This is a genomic window from Halomonas sp. 707D4 (assembly GCF_024158685.1).
Lineage (GTDB): Bacteria > Pseudomonadota > Gammaproteobacteria > Pseudomonadales > Halomonadaceae > Vreelandella.
The window spans coordinates 1-20,405 of sequence record NZ_JAMZBD010000006.1 but is presented as its reverse complement, the minus strand read 5'-3'; the positions used below and the strand labels follow the sequence as shown (position 1 = coordinate 20,405).

Below are 20,405 nucleotides of genomic sequence, written 5' to 3'. Positions count from 1 at the left end.
CAGGCGCTTCGGCGGTGAAGCACCAGATCGAGCATATCGCCGCCTTCGTCAAGGTGGCGGAGCTTGGCAGCTATACCCGCGCCGCCGAGGCGCTGGATAGTTCGCGCACGCGTCTGTCGCGCCAGGTGATGGCGCTGGAGGAGACCCTCGGCGTGCGCCTTTTGCAGCGCACCACGCGGCGTATCCATCTGACCACCGAAGGCGAGCGCTACCTGGCCCACGCCCAGGCCATCCTGGCCGCCCTGGACGAGGCGGCAAGCGACGTCAGCAGCACCACCCAGCAGATCCAGGGCGACATGCGCATCAACGCGCCGATGAGCTTTGGCGTGCGCTATCTGGCGCCGCTGGTGGCCCGCTTCATGGTCGAGCACCCGAAGCTCCAGGTGCGTCTGGATCTCAACGACCGCCGGGTGGATCTCGTCGAGGAGGGCTACGACGTGGCGATCCGCATCGGCCAGCTGGCCGACTCCACTCTGGTGGCGCGGCGCATCACCCGCTGTCGCATGCTGTTTTGCGCCTCGCCCGGCTATCTCGAGCGCTACGGCACCCCCGCCACCCCGAAGGCACTGGCCGATCACCGCTGCCTGCGCTATCGCAGCGGCCAGACCAGCGGCGAGTGGACGCTGGGCGACGGTACCAGCGTGATGCCCCGGGGGCCGCTGGAGAGCAACAACGGCGACGTGCTGACCCACATGGCGGAGGCGGGGCTGGGCATCGCGCAGCAGCCGAGCTTTCTGGTCACCGAGAGCATCCTGGCGGGCCGGCTGGTGCCGATCCTTCTCGACCAGCCGCCGACGATGCTGGACATCAACGCGCTCTATATCGCCAGGCGCTACCTGCCGGCGAAGGTGGAGGGGTTCATCGAGCTGCTGCGCGCCACCTGGGGCGAGCCGCCGTGCTGGGAGGAGGCCATGGGATTGTCGCGCATGGCGCAACAGTGAAGTGATCAAACCGCAGATTATCTTCATCGTTCGCTGACATAAAGTATCTCCATCGGCCACCCCTGACCGCCCACTGGAGAAACCTGATGAACAGCATGCAAACCCCGACGTCCAACCCTCTTTTCCACTCCCATGCCACGACCTTGCTGCGCGTCTCGCTGGGCGTGATGGCGCTGGCCCACGGCCTGATGAAAGTGCTCGTGTTCACCCTGCCCGGCACTGTCGCCTACTTCGAGTCCCTCGGTCTGCCCGGCTTTCTGGCCTACCTGACCATCGCCGGCGAACTCGGCGGCGGCCTGGCATTGATCCTGGGTATCTATACCCGCTGGGTGAGCCTTTTGATGATTCCGCTGCTGCTGGGCGCAGCCTCGGTCCACCTGGGCAACGGCTGGGTGTTCTCCAACCCCGGCGGCGGCTGGGAGTTCCCGGTGTTCTGGGCCGTGGCACTGCTGGTACAGGCCGGCCTCGGCGGCGGCAGCTTCAGCCTGACCGGCCGCACTCACTGATACCATTCTACGCCCCCGGTACGCCGGGGGCCGCACGAGGAGATCGACCATGCTACCCAGTCTGTTTATTTCCCACGGCTCTCCCATGCTCGCCTTGAACCCGACGCCCGCTCATCGCTTTCTGCGCGAGCTCGGCCAGACCCTCACCCCGAAGGCGGTGGTGGTCGTTTCCGCCCACTGGGAAAGCGTGAAGCTCAAGGTCAGCAATGATGCCTGGCCGGACACCATCCACGACTTCGGCAACTTCCCGCGCGAACTCTTCGAGTGCCGCTACCCGGCCCCGGGGGAGCCCGCACTGGCCAGGCGGCTGGCGTCGCTGCTGGAGGCCGACCTGGTCGAGCGCGGCTTCGACCACGGCGCCTGGGTGCCGCTGTCGCTGATGTTCCCCAAGGCGGACGTTCCGGTCGTGTCGGTATCGCTGCCGATTCGCTGGTCCAACGAAGAGCTGGTGGCCTTCGGCGAGAAGCTCGCGCCGCTGCGTGACGAGGGCATCCTGATCGTGGGCTCGGGCAGTTTGACCCACAACCTGTACGAGACGATGCCGGTGGGCAGCCGGATCCCCGCGTGGGTCGACGAGTTCGCCGACTGGGTCAGCACGCAGTTCGAGCACGGCGACCGCCAGGCGCTGATCGAGTGGGAAAAGGCGCCTCAGGCACGCCGCAACCACCCCACGCCGGAACATTTCCAGCCGCTGCTGGTGGCCATGGGCGCCGGCGGCGAAGGCCGCAAGCTGCATCACAGCGTCGAGGAGGGCGTTTTGGCGATGGACGTCTACGCTTTCGCCTGATGAAGCCACAGCCTGGGCAACGAACGTGCGACCCGGGCCAGCCCCATCACGAACGCCAGGGCCCCGCTGACATCACATCAGCGGGGCCCTGGCGTTCGTGGCCGTGTGCGAGACTAGAGGCTTGCGTTGACGACCATGCAATCCATGCCCTGGGCGTGGAGGGTCTGGCAGGCCTGGATGGCACGCGCTTCGTCGAGGGCCACCACGCGGGCACGGAACACCGGCGTCTGGCCGCCGAGCTGGTCTACCGTGACGCGTCCACCGACGCCATTGGGCAGGCGGTTGGCCGCCTGGCGGGCGAGCTGCTCGGCATGGCTTGCCTGGCTGAAGGCGCCCACCTGGATGCCCCAGTCGCCGCCGGTATAGGTGGAGGGCGCAATGGGTGCCGGGGCCTGGGTGGCCTGGGTCTGCTGGTTGATCAGTTCTTGTAGCGGGTCGGGCGCTGGCGTGGCGGACGAAGGCGCAGCCGTGGACGCCACCGCCTGGGCCACGCTCGGGGTCGCGGGCCGGGTGGCCGCCGGGGAGAGCGTGGAAGTGTCGACGTTGGCGAGGATCGGCGATAGTGGCGTGCTGGGCGGCGGCGAGGTCAGCGGCCGCGACGGACCGTCGAAGGCCATGAACTCGCGGGAGAAGTTGGTATCGGCCATCCAGCTGGTGTTGTCGCGCAGCCGCGCCCGGGCGAAGCTGCGATCGAGCAGGTCCGCCATGTGGGCATCGCGGGAGGAGGAGCTGAAGCCCCCCATCACCACGGCCATCATCCGCCGGCCATCGTGGACCGCGGTGGTCGCCACGTTGAACCCGGAGGCGCGAATGAAGCCGGTCTTGAGGCCGTCGGCGCCGGGGTAGTCACGCACCAGGCGGTTGTGGCTGGTGTGGCGGGTACCGTTGTAGCTGAACTCCTGCAGGCCGAAGTAGTGGTAGTACTGAGGGAAGTCCTGCATGACCCGGGTGGCGAGGATCAGCATGTCGCGGGCGGTGGTCGTCTGGCCATCGTCCGGCAGGCCCGAGGCGTTGCGAAAGGTCGTGCTGTTCATGCCGAGCTCGCGGGCCTTGGCGGTCATCATGCTGGCAAAGCGCGACTCGCTGCCGCCGAGCGCCTCGGCCACCACCACGGCGACATCGTTGGCCGAGCGCACGACCAGCGCGCGGATGGCGGTGTCCAGCGGGATCGTGCTGCCAGCGGAGAGCCACAGCTTGGTGGCCGGCATGGCAGAGGCCTGGGCGGAGACGGCCAGCGGCTGGTTGAGGCTCAGCTGGCCCTGGTCGAGCGCCTCGAAGGCCAGGTACAGCGTCATTATCTTGGTGAGCGACGCGGGGTAGCGCTGTAAGTCGGCGTTCTCCGAATAGAGCACCTCGCCATTCTCGAGATCCACCACGATCCCCGCATAGCGCGGATTGTTGGCCTGCGCCACGGTGGCGAACACTAGGCACGCCAGCATCAGCGTCCACACGAGCCACCACCGCGCGGCGGTGCTCGCCCTCACTCCCCTCGTTGCCATCATTCGCCCCTTGCTTGACTCGGTTGATCCTGCGGCCTTGGCGCCCGCCCTCGCCCCAAACGCTCAGGTTAGCACGTCGACGTGCCTCGACCACGTATTCTACGAGGCAATGCCGCGGCGATAGAAGTGGGGACATAAAAAAACCGACCCCGGAGGGTCGGTTTTCATTGTACCGCGAAGCCGCTTACTCGTCGGAGGCCGCTTGATCGGCGACCGGGCGGTCGACCAGCTCGACGTACGCCATGGGGGCGTTGTCGCCGGGGCGGAAACCGCACTTGAGAATACGGATGTAGCCACCCGGACGCTCGGAGTAACGCGGGCCCAGCTCGTTGAAGAGCTTGCCAACGGCTTCCTTGGAGCGCGTGCGCGCAAACGCCAGACGGCGGTTGGCGACGCTGTCCTGCTTGGCCAGGGTGATCAGCGGCTCGATGACGCGACGCAGCTCCTTGGCCTTGGGCAGGGTTGTCTTGATGACTTCGTGCTCGACCAGCGAGACAGACATGTTCTTGAACATCGCCTGACGGTGCGAGCTGGTACGATTCAGATGACGACCACTCTTACGATGACGCATGGTTGTGATTCCTTACCAAACTGGGACTCGAGACGACGCTTACGCGGAGGCCTTGTCGTCCTTCAGGCTCGCGGGTGGCCAATTTTCCAGCCGCATGCCGAGGGAAAGACCGCGCGCTGCCAGAACATCCTTGATTTCGTTCAGGGACTTCTTGCCGAGGTTCGGGGTTTTGAGCAGCTCCACTTCCGTGCGCTGGATCAAATCACCGATGTAGTAGATATTCTCGGCTTTCAGGCAGTTCGCGCTGCGTACGGTCAACTCGAGATCGTCTACGGGGCGCAACAGGATCGGATCGATGTGATCCTCTTCCTCTTCGACTTCCTGCTCTTTGTCAGCTTCCAGGTCGACGAAGGCGGCCAGCTGCTCTTGCAGGATGGTCGCACTGCGGCGGATTGCCTCTTCCGGATCCAGAGTACCGTCGGTTTCCAGGTCGATGATCAGCTTGTCGAGGTCGGTACGCTGCTCGACACGCGCGGCTTCGACCGAGTAGGAAACACGGCGAACAGGGCTGAAGGTGGCATCCAGCTGCAGGCGACCGATCGCGCGGGTCTCTTCGTCGGAGCCACGAGCGTCAGCCGGTTCGTAGCCACGACCCAGCGCCACTTTCAGCTGAATCTTCAGCTCGGCCCCTTCATTGACGTGTGCAATGACGTGGTCCGGGTTGACGATTTCGACGCTATGATCAAGCGCAATGTCGCCAGCGGTGACGACGGCCGGGCCCTGCTTGTTCAGCGAGAGCACCGCCTCATCGCGGCTGTGCATCTTGATCGCGACATCTTTCAAGTTCAGGAGGATCTCGATGACATCTTCCTGCACCCCTTCGAGGGCACTGTACTCGTGCTCGACTCCACTGATTTCGGCCTCGACCACGGCGGCGCCGGGCATGGACGAAAGCAGAATGCGACGCAGAGCATTCCCCAGGGTGTGACCAAAACCGCGCTCGAACGGTTCGAGGACGATCTTGGCATGATGTGCGCTGATTTCTTCGACCTTGATATCGCGCGGGCGAAGAAACTCTGTCACTGAACGCTGCATATGAACACCTTTCAGGCTGCCAAACGGATACTGAGTACTCTAGAGCGTGTACTCATGAGCACCCGGGCGAGGCGTGAAACGCCTCGCCCAGGCTTCAAGAAGCAGAGTTGCCAGGCAACTCGCTTACTTGGAGTACAGCTCGACGATCAGGTTTTCGTTGATGTCGGCAGTCAGGTCACCGCGTTCAGGCAGAGCCTTGAAAGTGCCTTCCATCTTCTTGGCGTCGATGTCGATCCAAGCGACGTCGCCACGGTTGGCCGAGATGGTCAACGCGTTCTGGATACGTGCCTGGTTCTTCGCCTTCTCACGAACGGCAATCACGTCACCCGGACGAACCTTGAAGGAAGGTACGTTGACGGTTTTACCGTTGACGGAGATCGCCTTGTGGCTGACCAGCTGGCGCGCTTCGGAGCGCGTCGAGCCGAAGCCCATCCGGTAGACGACGTTGTCCAGTCGGGATTCGAGCAACTGCAGAAGGACTTCACCGGTCGCGCCTTTCAGGCGAGCGGCTTCCTTGTAGTAGTTGCGGAACTGCTTTTCAAGGACGCCGTAGATACGACGTACCTTTTGCTTCTCGCGAAGCTGCAAGCCGTAGTCGGAAAGACGCTGACGACGCTGGCCGTGTACACCCGGGATCTGCTCGGATTTACACTTTTTCTCGAAGGGAGTGACACCGCTCTTCAGGAAGAGGTCGGTGCCTTCACGACGAGACAGTTTGCACTTCGGTCCAATATAACGAGCCATGAATCTGTCTCCTTAAACGCGGCGTTTCTTAGGCGGACGGCAACCATTGTGAGGAATGGGCGTCGCGTCTGTGATGCTTTGCACGCGGAAGCCGGCAGCGTTGAGTGCACGCACGGCGGATTCACGGCCGGGACCGGGGCCCTTGACCAGCACGTCTACGTTTTTCACACCATACTCGGCTGCAGCGGTAGCTGCACGTTCACTCGCGACTTGCGCTGCGAACGGGGTACTCTTGCGAGAACCACGAAAACCCGAACCACCGGCGGTCGCCCAAGAAAGCGCGTTGCCCTGGCGGTCTGTGATCGTCACGATCGTGTTGTTAAAAGAGGCGTGGATGTGCGCAACGGCGTCCACTACCTGCTTTTTAACCTTTTTACGGTTACTGCGCGGGTTAGCCATGTTGATGTCTATTCCTGTCTTTACGCCAAGGCTCTATGAAAGAGCCTGCGTGTTATTTGCGGATCGGCTTACGCGGGCCCTTACGGGTACGCGCGTTAGTCTTGGTCCGCTGACCACGCAGCGGAAGACTACGACGATGACGCAGACCACGGTAGCAACCCAGGTCCATGAGACGCTTGATGTTAAGCGTGACATCACGACGAAGGTCACCTTCTACGGTGTACTTGCCAACTTCAGAACGCAGGGTGTCGACTTCTTCAGCAGACAGGTCCTGGATCTTGGCAGTCGGCTCGATGCCGGCGGCGGCACAGATGTGCGCAGCGCGGGTACGGCCGATCCCGAAGATATAGGTCAGCGAGATCGCCGCATGCTTGTTGTCCGGGATATTGACGCCTGCAATACGGGCCATCAGCTTACTCCGAAATTTGAGCGGCTTGCTCGTTTGTTCATCTTTAAAAGGCGCAACAGCATACCCCTTTGGTTGCCCGAAGGCAAGGGGTATGCCGGCGCCCGCTTGATTGCAGCGAGGTGTTTAGCCCTGACGCTGCTTGTGCCGCGGCTCGACGCAGATGACGCGAACGGCGCCGTTGCGACGAATGATCTTGCAGTTACGGCACATCTTCTTCACGGAAGCTCGAACTTTCATCGTTCTTTCTCCAAAAACGGCTCTCGGCACGTCCGGGGGCCGAGACCCCCGGAGGCAGCGCTTAGCGCATAATGCCGCCGCTACCGTAGCCTTTCAGGTTGGACTTCTTCATCACCGAGTCATATTGATGCGACATGAGATGCGACTGCACCTGAGCCATGAAGTCCATGATGACCACCACCACGATCAGAAGCGACGTACCGCCAAAGAAGAACGGCACGTTCCAGGCAACGATGAGGAACTGGGGCATCAGGGAAACCGCAGTGATATACAAGGCACCGAACAAGGTCAGACGAGTCATCACCTTGTCGATATAGCGAGCGGTCTGCTCGCCGGGGCGAATGCCCGGCAGGAAGGCGCCTGACTTTTTCAGATTGTCAGCCACATCCTTGGGGTTGAAGACCAGCGCTGTGTAAAAGAAGCAGAAGAATACCACTGCCGCCGCGAAAAGCAAGATGTAGAGCGGCTGGCCGGGGCCAAGCGCTTGCGACGCACGCTGCAGCCACTCCATCCCTTCACCGGCACCCACCCACTGACCGACCGATGCCGGAAAGAGCAGGATGCTGGAGGCGAAGATCGCCGGAATGACACCGGCCATGTTCACCTTCAAGGGGAGATAGCTGCTTTGGCCTGCATACATCTTGTTGCCGACCTGGCGACGCGGATAGTTCACCTTCAGGCGGCGCTGGCCGCGCTCGATGAACACCACGAACGCCACGGTGGCGATGCCGAGTACCGACAGCGCTAACAGCGGAAGAACATTCCAGGCCCCTTCGTTGCGGGCAAGCTCGAAAGCCTGACCCACGGCGCTGGGTAGCCCGGCGACGATACCGGCAAAGATCAGCAGCGAAATACCGTTGCCGATACCTTTCTCGGTGATCTGCTCACCTAGCCACATCATAAACACCGCGCCGGAAACGAACGTCACCACGGCGGTGAAGTAGAAGCTGAAGTCAGCGCTGTAAGCGATGCCTTGGCTCGCCAGACCCACGGACATGCCGGTGGCCTGGACAAGCGCCAGTATCACCGTGCCGTAGCGGGTGTACTGGCTGATCTTTCGGCGGCCGGCCTCACCCTCTTTCTTGAGCTGTTCAAGATGAGGAGAGACCGCAGTCATGAGCTGCATGATGATCGACGCCGAGATATAGGGCATGATCCCCAGGGCGAGAACACTCATGCGCTCCAGCGCACCACCCGAGAACATGTTGAACATGCCCAGGATGGTGCCCTGCTGCTCCCGAAACAAGGCAGCAAGCTGGTCAGGATTGATACCGGGTACGGGAATGTGGGCACCGATTCGGTACACCACGATGGCGAGGAGCACGAAGCGCAGACGCGCCCACAGTTCACTCAGACCGCTGCCCGTCGCCGGCATGTTTCCTGACTTCGCCATTTAGTCCTCTACCTTGCCGCCAGCGGCTGCGATCGCGTCACGGGCACCTTTGGTGACCTTGAGACCGCGAACGGTAACCGCCTTGTTCAGTTCGCCGGACAGGATGATCTTCGCGAATTGCGTAGAATCCTTCAGCACGTTGGCTTGCTTCAGGGTCTCGAGGGTGACTTCGTCACCTTCGACCTTGGCAAGCTCGGCCAGGCGTACTTCTTCAGATACCAGCGACTTGGCCGACGTGAAGCCGAATTTCGGCAGACGACGCTGCAGCGGCATCTGGCCGCCTTCGAAACCGGGCTTGACGCTGCCGCCACTGCGAGACTTCTGACCCTTGTGGCCACGGCCACCGGTCTTGCCCAGACCGGAACCGATACCACGACCCACACGCTTCTCAGCGTGTTTTGCACCCGGAGCCGGGCTTAAGGTATTGAGCTTCATGGATTACTCTCCCTCAACGCGCACAAGGTAGGTTACCTTGTGGATCATGCCGCGTACGGCCGGGGTGTCTTCCAGTTCAACCGTGTGACCGATGCGACGCAGGCCCAGACCTTTCATGGTGGCCTTGTGCTTGGGCAAAACGCCGATGGTGCTGCGGATCTGGGTAACCTTGATCATAGCTGCCATGGTGTCTTACCCCGTAATCGCTTCGACAGACAGACCGCGCTTGGCGGCCACGTCGTCCGGTGACTGCATGGAGGAGAGACCCTTGACGGTCGCTCGTACCACGTTTACCGGGTTGGTGGAACCGTAGCATTTGGCCAGTACGTCGTGGACACCGGCGAGCTCCAGTACGGAGCGCATGGCGCCACCGGCGATGATGCCGGTACCTTCGGAAGCCGGCTGCATGTACACCTTGGAGGCGCCGTGACGGGCCTTGACCGGGTACTGCAGCGTCTGGCCTGCGAGGTTTACCTTGACCATGTTGCGACGCGCCTGGTCCATCGCCTTCTGGATCGCGACCGGCACTTCACGCGCCTTGCCACGACCGAAACCGACACGACCTTTACCATCGCCCACGACGGTCAGCGCGGTGAAGCCGAAAATACGACCACCCTTGACCACCTTGGCGACGCGGTTGACCTGCACGAGCTTCTCTTGCAGATCACCGTTTTGCTGTTCGTTCTTCGCCATCGTAAAACCCTTTAGAATTCCAGGCCGCCTTCACGAGCGGCGTCGGCCAGAGCCTTGACGCGACCGTGATATTTAAAGCCAGCACGATCGAAGGCCACCTGGGTGATGCCTGCTTCTTTAGCGCGTTCGGCAATCAGAGCGCCGACCTTGGAGGCCGCGTCGGAGTTACCGGTCGCACCCTCGCGCAGTGCCTTGTCCAGCGTGGAAGCGCTGGCCAGCACCTTGCCACCATCCGGCGAGATAATCTGCGCATAGATGTGACGCGGGGTACGGTTGACGCACAGGCGATACACGCCCAGCTCGCGGATCTTGGCGCGAGCGCGGCGGGCACGACGGAGACGAGATTCTTTCTTCGCGTTCATAACCCTGCCTTACTTCTTCTTGGCTTCTTTGCGACGCACCTGCTCGTCGGCGTACCGGACACCCTTGCCTTTGTACGGCTCAGGCGGACGGAAGGCGCGGATTTCCGCGGCGCACTGGCCGAGCATCTGCTTGTCCGCGCTCTTCAGCACGATCACGGTGTTCTTCGGCGTTTCCGCCGTTACACCCTTGGGCAGTTCATAGTCGACCGGGTGCGAGAAGCCCAGTGAAAGGTTGAGCGTCTGGCCTTTCGCTTGCGCGCGGTAGCCGACGCCGACAATTTCGAGAGTCTTCGTGAAACCCTCGGAGACGCCCGTCACCAGGTTCTGAACCAGGGCGCGGGTCGTACCGGCCATGGCCCAGCTCTTGGCGTTTTCGCTCGGGGCGAAGGTCAGCTGGCCGTCTTCCTGTCCAATCACCACGTCCTGGTGAATGGGCATCGACAGTGTGCCCTGGCCGCCTTTGGCGGTCAGCTGGTCGCCGTTGATCTTGACGTCAACGCCGGCAGGCACTTTAACCGGATATTTCGCTATGCGGGACATTCCAGCCTCCTAGAATACGGTGCAGATGACTTCGCCACCGACGCCAGCCTGGCGCGCGGCACGATCGGTCATGACACCATTGGAGGTGGTGACAATCGCGATGCCCAGACCGTCGGCGACCTTGGGCAGGTTGTCCTTGCCCTTGTACTGACGCAGAGACGGCTTGGAAACCCGCTGAATGTGCTCGATGACCGGCTTGCCCTCGAAGTACTTGAGGGTCACGGTCAGTTCGGGCTTCACGCCTTCGGCAACCGAGAAGTCGGTGATGTAACCTTCTTCCTTCAGCACGCGGGCCACTTCCACTTTCAGCTTGGAAGACGGCATGGTTGCCGTCTCTTTAGTGGCCATCTGCGCATTGCGGAGACGAGTGAACATATCCGCCAGAGTATCTTGCATGCTCATTTAATGTGCGCTCCTGATGATTCTACGTGACGTTACCAGCTGGACTTCTTCAGACCAGGGACGTCGCCACGCATGGCGGCTTCACGCAGCTTGTTACGGCCGAGACCGAACTTGTTGTAAAAACCGTGCGGACGGCCAGTGATGCGGCAGCGGTTACGCTGACGAACCGGGCTGGAGTCGCGCGGCAGTTGCTGCAGCTTCAGCGTCGCCTCGAAGCGCTCTTCCTCGGACGTGTTCACGTCCGAGATGATCTTCTTGAGCTCAGCGCGCTTGGCCGCGTACTTCTCGACCAGCTGGGTACGCTTGAGCTCACGTTCTACCATGCTTTTCTTAGCCATGATCCCACCCTTATTTCTTGAACGGGAAGTTCAGTGCCGTCAGCAGCGCACGACCTTCCTCGTCGGTGTTGGCGGTAGTGGTGATGGTGACGTCAAGTCCCCGAACGCGATCGATCTTATCATACTCGATCTCCGGGAAGATGATCTGCTCACGCACACCCATGGAGTAGTTGCCACGACCGTCGAAGGACTTCGGGTTGAGACCACGGAAGTCACGCACGCGAGGAATCGCGATGTTCACCAGACGGTCCAGGAAGTCCCACATGCGCTCGGCACGCAGAGTCACCTTGATACCGATCGGCCAGCCTTCGCGCACCTTGAAGCCCGCGATGGACTTGCGTGCCTTGGTCACCAGCGGTTTCTGACCGGAGAGTTTCTCCAGGTCGCCGATGGCATTGTCGATCAGCTTCTTGTCGCTGACCGCTTCACCGATACCCATGTTGAGCGTCACTTTCGTGATGCGGGGTACCTGCATTACGTTGGCGTAGCTGAACTGCTCTTTGAGCTGAGCCACCACCTCGTTTTGATAACGTTCTTTCAAGTTCGCCATTTTGCTACCCGACTCGCGTTAGGCGTCGATCTGCGTCTGCGTCGACTTGTAGATACGTACCTTGGTACCGTCTTCCTTCACCTGGAAGCCGACGCGATCCGCCTTACCGGTCTCCGAATTGAAGATGGCTACGTTGGACGCGTGAATCGGAGCCTCACGCTCGACGATACCGCCCTGATTTCCCGCCATGGGATTAGGCTTGGTGTGACGCTTGATCATGTTCACACCGGACACCACGAAGCGGTTTTCGAGAACCCGCTTGACGGTGCCGCGCTTGCCCTTGTCCTTCCCGGCGATGACGATGACTTCATCGTCACGTTTGATCTTTTGCATATCCGCCTCGCTCCTTACAGCACTTCAGGCGCTAAGGAAATGATCTTCATGAACCGCTCGTTACGCAGTTCACGAGTGACCGGTCCGAAAATACGGGTGCCGATCGGCTGCTCGTTGGTGTTGTTCAACAAGACCGCCGCATTTCCATCGAAACGGATGAGTGACCCGTCGCTGCGACGGACACCGCTACGGGTGCGAACGACCACCGCCTTGAGGACCTGGCCTTTCTTGACCTTGCCCCGCGGGATGGCTTCTTTCACCGTTACCTTGATGACGTCACCCACGCGAGCGTAGCGGCGGTGTGAACCGCCCAGCACCTTGATGCACTGCACCCGGCGCGCTCCGCTGTTGTCGGCGACATCCAGCATTGTCTGAGTCTGAATCATCGGTTTTCTCCAAACCTAACCTGACTGCACTGGTTGAAAGACCGCAGGGTTAACCCTTGGCCTGCTCGACCACCTCGACCAGCGTCCAAGCTTTCTTCTTGGAAAGCGGACGGCACTCCTGAATGGAAACCGTATCGCCTGCCTTTGCCTGGTTCGCCTCATCATGGGCGTGCAGCTTGGTGGAGCGCTTAACGTATTTTCCGTAGATCGGGTGACGCTCACGACGCTCGATCATGACAACGATGGATTTCTCCATCTTGTCGCTCACTACCTTGCCAGTGAGGGTACGTGTCTTTTTCTCTTCGGCCATCTCAATCACCTGCCTTCTCGTTGAGCACAGTCTTTACGCGGGCGATATCCCGGCGGACCTGCTTGAGCAGATGAGTCTGGCTCAGTTGGCCAGAGGCCTTCTGCATGCGCAGGTTAAACTGCTCGCGGAGGAGCTCGAGGAGCTGCTCTTGGAGCTCTCCTGCGGACTTTTCACGAATTTCTTGCGCTTTCATCACATCACCGTCCGTTTAGCAAAGGTGGTGGACAAGGGCATCTTCTGGGCCGCCAGCTCGAATGCTTCGCGAGCGAGCTCTTCGGATACACCTTCAATCTCGTACAGGACCCGACCCGGTTGGATCTGGGCTACCCAGTACTCAACGGAACCCTTACCTTTACCCATACGAACTTCGAGTGGCTTCTTGGAGATCGGCTTGTCCGGGAATACGCGGATCCAGATCTTGCCGCCACGCTTGACGTGACGCGTGATCGCACGACGGCCGGCTTCGATCTGGCGCGCAGTGATGCGGCCGCGACCGGTAGCTTTCAGGCCATACTCACCGAAGCTGATCTTGCTTCCGCGATGCGCCAGGCCACGGTTGCGGCCTTTCTGCATCTTGCGGAATTTCATACGCTTGGGCTGTAACATCGACTCGCTCTCCCCTTACCTGGAACCTTTTTTCTTGGGCGCGTTGCCGGCAGGCTGCTGTTGCTTAGCCTTGGCACGTACTTCCTCGATACCGCCGAGGATTTCGCCCTTGAAGATCCACACTTTGATGCCGATGACACCGTAGGTGGTGTGAGCTTCGAAGGTGGCATAGTCGATATCAGCACGCAGGGTGTGAAGCGGTACGCGACCTTCACGGTACCATTCGGTACGCGCGATTTCGGCGCCACCCAGACGACCTGAGAGCTGAATCTTGATGCCGCCAGCGCCAAGACGCATGGCGTTCTGTACCGCGCGCTTCATCGCACGACGGAACATGACGCGACGTTCAAGCTGACCGGCCACGTTGGCGGCGACCAGCTTGGCGTCCAGCTCGGGCTTGCGAACTTCTTCGATGTTCACATGAACCGGAACGCCCATCATGTCGGAGAGATCGCGACGCAGACGGTCGACATCTTCACCTTTCTTGCCAATCACGATGCCCGGACGAGCAGTGTGAATGGTGATGCGGGCGTTGTTCGCCGGACGCTCGATGTGGATGCGGCTCACGGAGGCGTTCTTCAAACGCTCGTCCAGGAAGCTGCGCACTTCGAGATCGTTGTTGAGCTTGTCGGCGTAAGCGCCGCGCTCGGCATACCAGACAGAAGCATGGTCTTTGACGATGCCCAGTCGAATGCCCGTTGGATTGACTTTCTGACCCATCTGGTCGACTCCTACTTCTCGGCTACCTTGACGGTGATGTGGCAGGTGCGCTTCAAGATACGATCCGCACGGCCCTTGGCGCGCGGCTTGATACGCTTGAGCGTCATGCCCTCATCGACGCAGATGGTCGAGACACGCAGCTCGTCGATGTCCATGCCGTTATTTTCTTCCGCATTCGCGATGGCGGACTGAAGCACTTTCTTGACCAGCTTGGCAGCCTTCTTCGGGGAGAAGGTCAGCAGATCAATAGCTTCGGCGACCGGTTTACCGCGCACCTGGTCAGCCACCAAACGGGCCTTCTGGGCGGATAAACGAGCGCCACGCAGCTTAGCTGTGACTTCCATCTCTAATCCTCTCTGGCTTACCGTTTGGCTTTCTTGTCCGCCGCATGCCCGCGATAGGTGCGAGTAGCAGCGAATTCGCCCAGTTTATGACCCACCATTTCCTCGGAGACGTGCACCGGGACATGCTGGCGTCCGTTATGGACTGCGATGGTGAGACCTACCATGTTGGGCAGGATCATCGAACGACGCGACCAGGTCTTGATCGGTTTACGGTCGTTCTTCTCCACTGCAGCCTCAACCTTCTTCAAAAGATGAAGGTCAATGAAGGGACCTTTCTTAAGTGAACGTGGCACAGCCGTTACCTCTTAATGTCTTGGCAATTTAGATCAGCGCGTCTTGTTGCGACGACGGACGATCAGCTTGTCGGTGCGCTTGTTCTTACGCGTCTTGTAACCCTTGGTCGGCATGCCCCACGGGGATACCGGGTGACGGCCACCGCTGGTGCGGCCTTCACCACCACCGTGCGGGTGATCGACGGGGTTCATCGCGACACCGCGAACAGTCGGGCGCACGCCTCTCCAGCGTTTCGCACCGGCCTTGCCAAGTTGACGCAGGCTGTGCTCGGAGTTGCTCACTTCACCCAGGGTCGCACGGCATTCGGCCAGGATCTTGCGCATTTCGCCGGAGCGAAGACGCAGGGTGGCGTAGTTGCCTTCACGGGCGACCAGCTGAGCGCTAGTACCGGCACTGCGAGCAATCTGCGCGCCCTTGCCCGGCTTGAGTTCGATCGCATGGATGGTCGAACCGAGCGGGATGTTGCGCAGCGGCAAGGCATTGCCTTTCTTGATGGGCGCGTTGACACCGGATTCCAGCACGTCACCCGCGCTGACACCTTTCGGTGCGATGATGTAACGACGCTCGCCATCGGCGTACTTCAGCAGCGCGATGTGGGCGCTGCGATTCGGATCGTGCTCGAGGCGCTCGACGGTGGCCGGAATGCCATCCTTGATGCGCTTGAAGTCGATCAGACGGTAGTGCTGACGGTGACCACCGCCCACGTGGCGGGTGGTGATGCGACCGTAGTTGTTACGGCCACCGGACTTGGACTGCTTCTCCAAGAGCGGCGCGTAAGGGCGGCCCTTGTACAGTTCCTCACCAACGATCTTGACGACGTGGCGACGACCGGCGGATGTGGGTTTGGTCTTGACGATTGCCATTATCCGTACTCCTGCCCTTATTCGGCGCCAGAGAAGTCTTCGAGCGTTTCACCCGCAGCCAGGGTCACATACGCCTTGCGGTAACCCTTGCGCAGACCAACGCCATGAGCAGTACGCTTGGTCTTGCCCTTGACGTTCAGTGTCTGAACGCTGCCGACCTTCTTGCCGAACAGTGCTTCGACGGCTTTCTTGATCTCGGGCTTGGTAGCGTCACTTGCCACCTTGAAGACGTACTGGTTGCGCTCGGCGGCAGACGCTGCCTTTTCGGTCACGTGCGGTCCAAGCAGAACCTTGAATACGCGTTCCTGGTTCATGCCAGCTTCTCCTCGAATTTACGCAGGGCGGAGACGGTGACCAGGACCTTGTCATAGGCAACCAGGCTCACCGGATCAGCTGCCGCGACGTCCACCACGTTGACGTGGGGAAGGTTGCGTGCGGCCAGATAGAGCGTCTCGTCGACTTCTTCGGTGACGATCAACACTTTCTCAAGGTTGAGCTCTTTCAGCTTGGCAGCGACCTGCTTGGTCTTCGGCGCGTCAACGCTGAACTCCTCGACCGCTACCAGACGTTCCTGGCGAACGAGCTCGGACAGGATGGAACGCATCGCCGCGCGGTACATCTTGCGGTTGACCTTCTGGGAATGATCCTGCGGGCGAGCCGCGAAGGTCACGCCGCCGCTGCGCCACAGCGGAGAGCGGATGGTGCCGGCACGTGCGCGACCGGTACCCTTCTGACGCCACGGCTTCTTGCCACCGCCACGTACGTCCGAACGGTTCTTCTGAGCACGAGTTCCCTGACGGGCACCCGCCAGATAGGCGGTGACCACCTGGTGAACCAGCGCTTCGTTGAATTCTTTGCCAAAAGTGGCGTCGGCTACTTCAACGGTACCCGTGCCTGCAGCAAGATTCAGATTCATTGGTAATTATCCCCTTCAGCCAGCTTTCACGGCGCTGCGAACGATGACGTCGCTACCGGTTGCACCCGGAACAGCACCTTTGATCAGCAGCAGGTTACGCTCGGCATCGACACGGACGATCTCGAGGCTCTGAACGGTGCAGCGGACGTTGCCCATCTGACCGGCCATTTTCTTGCCTTTGAATACGCGACCCGGGGTCTGACACATGCCGATAGAACCCGGCGCGCGATGCGACAGGGAGTTACCATGGCTGTTATCTTGGGTACGGAAGTTCCAGCGCTTAACTGCGCCCTGGAAGCCTTTACCCTTGGAGGTACCGGTCACGTCGATCATCTGACCAGCTTCGAAGAGGGATACGGTGAGTTCGCCACCCACTTCAGGAGCTTCCTCGCCTTCTGCAAGACGGAATTCCATCAGTGAACGACCGGCCTCGACACCCGCCTTGGCAAACTGACCCGCTTGCGCTTTGGTGAGGTGCTTGGCCTTGCGAGAGCCAGTGGTGACCTGAACCGCCGCGTAGCCGTCGGACTCGACGGTTTTAACGCGCGTTACACGGTTAGGATCCACTTCAATAACGGTCACGGGCACGGATGCGCCATCTTCGGTAAAGACACGGGTCATCCCGGCCTTTTTACCGACTAAACCGATAGTCATACTCAGTCTCCTATAGTGTACGGGGCTATCACCCGCTATGGCTGCCCTTTCCAGAGCATTCCACTAGCACATTGTGTGGCGTCTCACGACGCGGCGGCTGCTGTTCACATGCAAAAGTGGTGAACGCTGGGCCGCAAGTGTCTAGTGTGGTTAGTCGAGCTTGATTTGCACGTCGACGCCGGCGGCGAGATCGAGCTTCATCAGTGCATCGACCGTTTTCTCGGTCGGCTCGACGATGTCGAGCACGCGCTTGTGCGTACGAATCTCATACTGATCGCGCGCGTCCTTGTTGACGTGCGGAGAAATCAGAATGGTGTAGCGCTCGCGGTTGGTCGGCAGCGGAATCGGCCCACGAACCTGAGCACCAGTACGCTTAGCGGTTTCAACGATTTCCGCTGTGGACTGATCGATCAGGCGATGGTCGAACGCTTTCAACCGAATGCGAATCTTCTGGTTCTGCATTTGCCCTAAACTCCAATGGATGTCGACGGCGCGAGCCGTCTACCCACGCATTCAAAGGATGCGCATTATAGGCACGCCAATAGCACGTGTCAAACAATTGCTATTGGTGCGCAGAAAAGGGGGCTCTTGCGAGCCCCCTTTCATCGATCAAGTAATTCGATTACTCGACGATCTTGGCTACGACGCCAGCACCAACGGTACGGCCGCCTTCGCGAATCGCGAAGCGCAGACCGTCGTCCATGGCGATCGGGGCGATCAGGGTGACAACCATCTTGATGTTGTCGCCCGGCATAACCATTTCAACGCCTTCCGGCAGTTCACAGGTACCGGTCACGTCAGTGGTACGGAAGTAGAACTGCGGACGGTAGCCCTTGAAGAACGGAGTGTGACGACCGCCTTCTTCTTTGGACAGTACGTATACTTCGGCTTCGAAGGTGGTGTGCGGCTTGATGGTGCCCGGCTTGGCCAGAACCTGACCACGCTCGACGTCATCACGCTTGGTACCACGCAGCAGCGCGCCGACGTTCTCGCCTGCACGACCTTCGTCGAGCAGCTTACGGAACATTTCGACACCGGTGACGATGGTCTTGGTGGTGTCGCGGATGCCCACGATCTCGACTTCTTCGCCAGACTTGACGATACCGCGCTCTACACGACCGGTAACAACGGTACCACGGCCGGAGATGGAGAATACGTCTTCGATCGGCATCAGGAACGGCTGGTCGATAGCACGCTCCGGCTCCGGGATGTACTCGTCCAGCGCCTTGATCAGGTTGGCAACGGCGGTGGTGCCCATGCCGTTCTCGTCTTCGCCGTTCAGCGCCATCAGGGCAGAACCGGTGATGATCGGAGTGTCATCACCCGGGAAGTCGTACTCGGACAGAAGTTCACGAACTTCCATCTCGACCAGCTCGAGCAGCTCTTCGTCGTCGACCATGTCGGCCTTGTTCAGGAACACGACGATGAACGGAACGCCAACCTGGCGAGACAGCAGGATGTGCTCGCGAGTCTGCGGCATGGGGCCGTCGGCGGCAGAACATACCAGGATCGCGCCGTCCATCTGGGCAGCACCGGTGATCATGTTCTTGACGTAGTCAGCGTGTCCCGGGCAGTCGACGTGCGCGTAGTGACGCTCTTCGGACTGGTACTCGACGTGGGACGTCGCGATGGTGATACCACGCTCGCGCTCTTCCGGAGCGTTGTCGATGGTATCGAATTCACGCCAGTCGCCGCCGAAAACTTCAGCAGACACGCGGGTCAGGGCCGCAGTCAGGGTCGTTTTACCGTGGTCGACGTGACCGATGGTGCCGACGTTGACGTGCGGTTTGGAACGTTCGAATTTTTCCTTAGCCACTGCTATAACCTCTTTACGTTAGCTAACGGTTAACCGTTTTGGTTGATGACGGCTTCAACGACGCTGTTGGGCGCCTCATCGTACTTCGCGAACTCCATGGAGTAGCTCGCACGGCCCTGGGTCTGAGAGCGCAGATCGGTTGCGTAACCGAACATCTCACCCAGCGGCACCGTTGCACGGATGACTTTACCAGCAGAGGAGTCATCCATGCCCTGCACCAAGCCGCGACGACGGTTCAGGTCGCCCATGACGTCACCCATGAATTCCTCGGGAGTCACGACCTCGACCTTCATCACCGGCTCCAGCAGCACGGCCTTGGCCTTCCGGGCACCTTCCTTCACTGCCATGGAAGAAGCGATCTTGAACGCGGTCTCGTTGGAGTCCACGTCGTGGTAGGAACCATCGTACAGCGTCACTTTGACGTCGATCATCGGGAAGCCCGCGATGACACCGTTTTTCAGCTGCTCGAAAGCACCCTTCTCGACCGCCGGCACGTATTCCTTCGGAACCACGCCGCCCACGATTTCGGAGTTGAACTTGAAGAAGATCTCTTCTTCGCCTTCACCCTTCTCTTCGGCGGTCAACGGCTCGATACGCAGCCATACGTGACCGAACTGACCACGACCACCGGACTGGCGTACGAACTTGCCTTCCTGCTCGACGCTGCCGCGAATGGTTTCACGGTAGGCCACCTGGGGCTTGCCGATGTTGGCCTCGACCTTGAACTCGCGACGCATGCGGTCGACGATGATGTCCAGGTGAAGCTCGCCCATGCCGGAAATGATGGTCTGGCCGGTCTCTTCGTCGGTCTTGACCTGGAAGGAGGGGTCTTCCTGAGCCAGCTTGCCCAGTGCAACGCCCATCTTCTCCTGGTCGGCCTTGGATTTCGGCTCGACGGCAACGGAGATGACCGGTTCCGGGAATTCCATGCGCTCGAGAACGATCTTGTTGTCGATGTCGCACAGGGTATCACCGGTGGTGACGTCCTTCAGGCCGATACAGGCGGCGATGTCGCCGGCCAGAACTTCCTTGATCTCTTCGCGGGAGTTGGCGTGCATCTGAACGATACGGCCAACGCGCTCTTTCTTCTGCTTGACGGAGTTGTACACGCCATCGCCAGATTTCAGAACGCCCGAGTAGACGCGGATGAACGTCAGTGTGCCGACGAAGGGGTCGGTCGCGATCTTGAACGCGAGCGCGGCGAAAGGAGCACTGTCGTCCGCTTCACGGGTCGCGATGGTGCCGTCCTTGTCGTCCAGCTCACCTTCGATCGCCTTGACTTCGGTCGGAGACGGCATGTACTCGATGACGCCATCCAGAAC

General features: G+C 60.5%; 34 protein-coding genes. 3 read left to right on the top strand and 31 right to left on the bottom strand.

Going from position 1 to position 20,405, the window contains the following annotated elements; all coding sequences use genetic code 11:
- The first annotated feature begins 14 nt into the window (after positions 1 to 14).
- The 3 genes from BIS11_RS00690 to BIS11_RS00680 all read left to right on the top strand — a co-directional run bounded on the left by BIS11_RS00690 (position 15) and on the right by BIS11_RS00680 (position 2,234).
- On the top strand, positions 15 to 941 hold the full coding sequence (locus tag BIS11_RS00690) for a LysR family transcriptional regulator (RefSeq protein ID WP_253419240.1): 927 nt from the start codon (positions 15 to 17) through the stop codon (positions 939 to 941).
- A gap of 86 nt (positions 942 to 1,027) precedes the next feature.
- On the top strand, positions 1,028 to 1,447 hold the full coding sequence (locus tag BIS11_RS00685) for a DoxX family protein (protein WP_253419194.1): 420 nt from the start codon (positions 1,028 to 1,030) through the stop codon (positions 1,445 to 1,447).
- Between the two features lie 49 nt (positions 1,448 to 1,496).
- Positions 1,497 to 2,234: a dioxygenase gene (locus tag BIS11_RS00680; RefSeq protein WP_253419197.1), complete on the top strand. Its 738-nt coding sequence runs from the start codon at positions 1,497 to 1,499 to the stop codon at positions 2,232 to 2,234.
- Between the two features lie 113 nt (positions 2,235 to 2,347).
- Here the strand turns inward: BIS11_RS00680 and BIS11_RS00675 are convergent, their stop codons facing one another.
- The 31 genes from BIS11_RS00675 to fusA form a co-directional block, all read right to left on the bottom strand.
- Positions 2,348 to 3,673: a serine hydrolase gene (locus BIS11_RS00675; RefSeq protein ID WP_253419243.1), complete on the bottom strand. Its 1,326-nt coding sequence runs from the start codon at positions 3,671 to 3,673 to the stop codon at positions 2,348 to 2,350.
- A 244-nt stretch (positions 3,674 to 3,917) separates the two neighbouring features.
- The gene (rplQ, locus tag BIS11_RS00670; RefSeq protein WP_227389074.1) at positions 3,918 to 4,304 is read right to left on the bottom strand and encodes a 50S ribosomal protein L17; all 387 of its coding nucleotides are present in this window, start codon (positions 4,302 to 4,304) and stop codon (positions 3,918 to 3,920) included.
- 39 nt (positions 4,305 to 4,343) lie between these two features.
- Positions 4,344 to 5,339, bottom strand: coding sequence for a DNA-directed RNA polymerase subunit alpha (gene rpoA / locus BIS11_RS00665; RefSeq protein WP_227389075.1), 996 nt, complete (start codon positions 5,337 to 5,339; stop codon positions 4,344 to 4,346).
- Between the two features lie 123 nt (positions 5,340 to 5,462).
- Positions 5,463 to 6,083, bottom strand: coding sequence for a 30S ribosomal protein S4 (rpsD, locus tag BIS11_RS00660; RefSeq protein ID WP_227389076.1), 621 nt, complete (start codon positions 6,081 to 6,083; stop codon positions 5,463 to 5,465).
- Positions 6,084 to 6,095: 12 nt separating this feature from the next.
- Positions 6,096 to 6,482: a 30S ribosomal protein S11 gene (rpsK, locus tag BIS11_RS00655; RefSeq protein ID WP_009723883.1), complete on the bottom strand. Its 387-nt coding sequence runs from the start codon at positions 6,480 to 6,482 to the stop codon at positions 6,096 to 6,098.
- Between the two features lie 52 nt (positions 6,483 to 6,534).
- Positions 6,535 to 6,891, bottom strand: coding sequence for a 30S ribosomal protein S13 (gene rpsM / locus BIS11_RS00650; RefSeq protein ID WP_253419200.1), 357 nt, complete (start codon positions 6,889 to 6,891; stop codon positions 6,535 to 6,537).
- A gap of 123 nt (positions 6,892 to 7,014) precedes the next feature.
- Positions 7,015 to 7,128: a 50S ribosomal protein L36 gene (gene rpmJ, locus BIS11_RS00645; RefSeq protein WP_081139244.1), complete on the bottom strand. Its 114-nt coding sequence runs from the start codon at positions 7,126 to 7,128 to the stop codon at positions 7,015 to 7,017.
- A gap of 61 nt (positions 7,129 to 7,189) precedes the next feature.
- Positions 7,190 to 8,521 (bottom strand): preprotein translocase subunit SecY, encoded by a 1,332-nt coding sequence (gene secY / locus BIS11_RS00640; protein WP_253419203.1) that lies wholly within the window; start codon positions 8,519 to 8,521, stop codon positions 7,190 to 7,192.
- A complete protein-coding gene (gene rplO / locus BIS11_RS00635) occupies positions 8,522 to 8,956 on the bottom strand; it encodes a 50S ribosomal protein L15 (protein WP_253419206.1) in 435 nt (144 codons plus the stop codon).
- Positions 8,957 to 8,959: 3 nt separating this feature from the next.
- A complete protein-coding gene (gene rpmD, locus BIS11_RS00630) occupies positions 8,960 to 9,142 on the bottom strand; it encodes a 50S ribosomal protein L30 (protein ID WP_227389080.1) in 183 nt (60 codons plus the stop codon).
- A gap of 6 nt (positions 9,143 to 9,148) precedes the next feature.
- Complete coding sequence (gene rpsE / locus BIS11_RS00625) at positions 9,149 to 9,649, bottom strand: 30S ribosomal protein S5 (RefSeq protein ID WP_227389081.1); 501 nt, start codon at positions 9,647 to 9,649, stop codon at positions 9,149 to 9,151.
- Between the two features lie 11 nt (positions 9,650 to 9,660).
- The gene (gene rplR, locus BIS11_RS00620; RefSeq protein WP_008959159.1) at positions 9,661 to 10,011 is read right to left on the bottom strand and encodes a 50S ribosomal protein L18; all 351 of its coding nucleotides are present in this window, start codon (positions 10,009 to 10,011) and stop codon (positions 9,661 to 9,663) included.
- A 9-nt stretch (positions 10,012 to 10,020) separates the two neighbouring features.
- On the bottom strand, positions 10,021 to 10,551 hold the full coding sequence (gene rplF / locus BIS11_RS00615) for a 50S ribosomal protein L6 (protein ID WP_253419208.1): 531 nt from the start codon (positions 10,549 to 10,551) through the stop codon (positions 10,021 to 10,023).
- Between the two features lie 9 nt (positions 10,552 to 10,560).
- On the bottom strand, positions 10,561 to 10,953 hold the full coding sequence (gene rpsH, locus BIS11_RS00610; protein ID WP_227389083.1) for a 30S ribosomal protein S8: 393 nt from the start codon (positions 10,951 to 10,953) through the stop codon (positions 10,561 to 10,563).
- Positions 10,954 to 10,985: 32 nt separating this feature from the next.
- Entirely contained in the window at positions 10,986 to 11,291 is a 306-nt protein-coding gene (rpsN, locus tag BIS11_RS00605) for a 30S ribosomal protein S14 (RefSeq protein ID WP_253419210.1), read from the bottom strand.
- 10 nt (positions 11,292 to 11,301) lie between these two features.
- Complete coding sequence (gene rplE / locus BIS11_RS00600; protein WP_227389085.1) at positions 11,302 to 11,841, bottom strand: 50S ribosomal protein L5; 540 nt, start codon at positions 11,839 to 11,841, stop codon at positions 11,302 to 11,304.
- An 18-nt stretch (positions 11,842 to 11,859) separates the two neighbouring features.
- Positions 11,860 to 12,174, bottom strand: coding sequence for a 50S ribosomal protein L24 (rplX, locus tag BIS11_RS00595; RefSeq protein WP_009723895.1), 315 nt, complete (start codon positions 12,172 to 12,174; stop codon positions 11,860 to 11,862).
- 14 nt (positions 12,175 to 12,188) lie between these two features.
- Entirely contained in the window at positions 12,189 to 12,560 is a 372-nt protein-coding gene (rplN, locus tag BIS11_RS00590; RefSeq protein ID WP_162217890.1) for a 50S ribosomal protein L14, read from the bottom strand.
- 49 nt (positions 12,561 to 12,609) lie between these two features.
- Entirely contained in the window at positions 12,610 to 12,870 is a 261-nt protein-coding gene (rpsQ, locus tag BIS11_RS00585; protein ID WP_227389087.1) for a 30S ribosomal protein S17, read from the bottom strand.
- Position 12,871: 1 nt separating this feature from the next.
- Positions 12,872 to 13,063 (bottom strand): 50S ribosomal protein L29, encoded by a 192-nt coding sequence (rpmC, locus tag BIS11_RS00580; RefSeq protein WP_227389088.1) that lies wholly within the window; start codon positions 13,061 to 13,063, stop codon positions 12,872 to 12,874.
- Positions 13,063 to 13,476 (bottom strand): 50S ribosomal protein L16, encoded by a 414-nt coding sequence (rplP, locus tag BIS11_RS00575; protein ID WP_227389089.1) that lies wholly within the window; start codon positions 13,474 to 13,476, stop codon positions 13,063 to 13,065. The genes rpmC and rplP overlap by 1 nt, the downstream gene beginning before the upstream one ends.
- A 15-nt stretch (positions 13,477 to 13,491) precedes the next feature.
- Positions 13,492 to 14,196 carry a 30S ribosomal protein S3 gene (gene rpsC, locus BIS11_RS00570; RefSeq protein WP_227389090.1) on the bottom strand — a complete coding sequence of 235 codons (705 nt, stop codon included), beginning with the start codon at positions 14,194 to 14,196 and terminating at the stop codon, positions 13,492 to 13,494.
- Between the two features lie 11 nt (positions 14,197 to 14,207).
- Positions 14,208 to 14,540 carry a 50S ribosomal protein L22 gene (gene rplV / locus BIS11_RS00565; RefSeq protein WP_018917732.1) on the bottom strand — a complete coding sequence of 111 codons (333 nt, stop codon included), beginning with the start codon at positions 14,538 to 14,540 and terminating at the stop codon, positions 14,208 to 14,210.
- Between the two features lie 17 nt (positions 14,541 to 14,557).
- Positions 14,558 to 14,833 carry a 30S ribosomal protein S19 gene (rpsS, locus tag BIS11_RS00560; RefSeq protein WP_009098993.1) on the bottom strand — a complete coding sequence of 92 codons (276 nt, stop codon included), beginning with the start codon at positions 14,831 to 14,833 and terminating at the stop codon, positions 14,558 to 14,560.
- A 33-nt stretch (positions 14,834 to 14,866) separates the two neighbouring features.
- Positions 14,867 to 15,697, bottom strand: a complete 831-nt coding sequence (rplB, locus tag BIS11_RS00555) for a 50S ribosomal protein L2 (protein ID WP_253419211.1) — start codon at positions 15,695 to 15,697, stop codon at positions 14,867 to 14,869.
- Between the two features lie 17 nt (positions 15,698 to 15,714).
- Complete coding sequence (gene rplW / locus BIS11_RS00550) at positions 15,715 to 16,011, bottom strand: 50S ribosomal protein L23 (RefSeq protein ID WP_227389093.1); 297 nt, start codon at positions 16,009 to 16,011, stop codon at positions 15,715 to 15,717.
- Positions 16,008 to 16,613: a 50S ribosomal protein L4 gene (gene rplD / locus BIS11_RS00545; RefSeq protein ID WP_227389094.1), complete on the bottom strand. Its 606-nt coding sequence runs from the start codon at positions 16,611 to 16,613 to the stop codon at positions 16,008 to 16,010. The genes rplW and rplD overlap by 4 nt, the downstream gene beginning before the upstream one ends.
- A 15-nt stretch (positions 16,614 to 16,628) precedes the next feature.
- Positions 16,629 to 17,267: a 50S ribosomal protein L3 gene (gene rplC / locus BIS11_RS00540; RefSeq protein WP_227389095.1), complete on the bottom strand. Its 639-nt coding sequence runs from the start codon at positions 17,265 to 17,267 to the stop codon at positions 16,629 to 16,631.
- A 150-nt stretch (positions 17,268 to 17,417) separates the two neighbouring features.
- Entirely contained in the window at positions 17,418 to 17,729 is a 312-nt protein-coding gene (gene rpsJ / locus BIS11_RS00535; protein ID WP_009098983.1) for a 30S ribosomal protein S10, read from the bottom strand.
- A 160-nt stretch (positions 17,730 to 17,889) separates the two neighbouring features.
- Entirely contained in the window at positions 17,890 to 19,083 is a 1,194-nt protein-coding gene (gene tuf, locus BIS11_RS00530; RefSeq protein WP_227389096.1) for an elongation factor Tu, read from the bottom strand.
- Positions 19,084 to 19,112: 29 nt separating this feature from the next.
- A partial coding sequence (gene fusA / locus BIS11_RS00525; RefSeq protein ID WP_253585644.1) for an elongation factor G occupies positions 19,113 to 20,405 on the bottom strand: 1,293 nt, incomplete at its 5' end.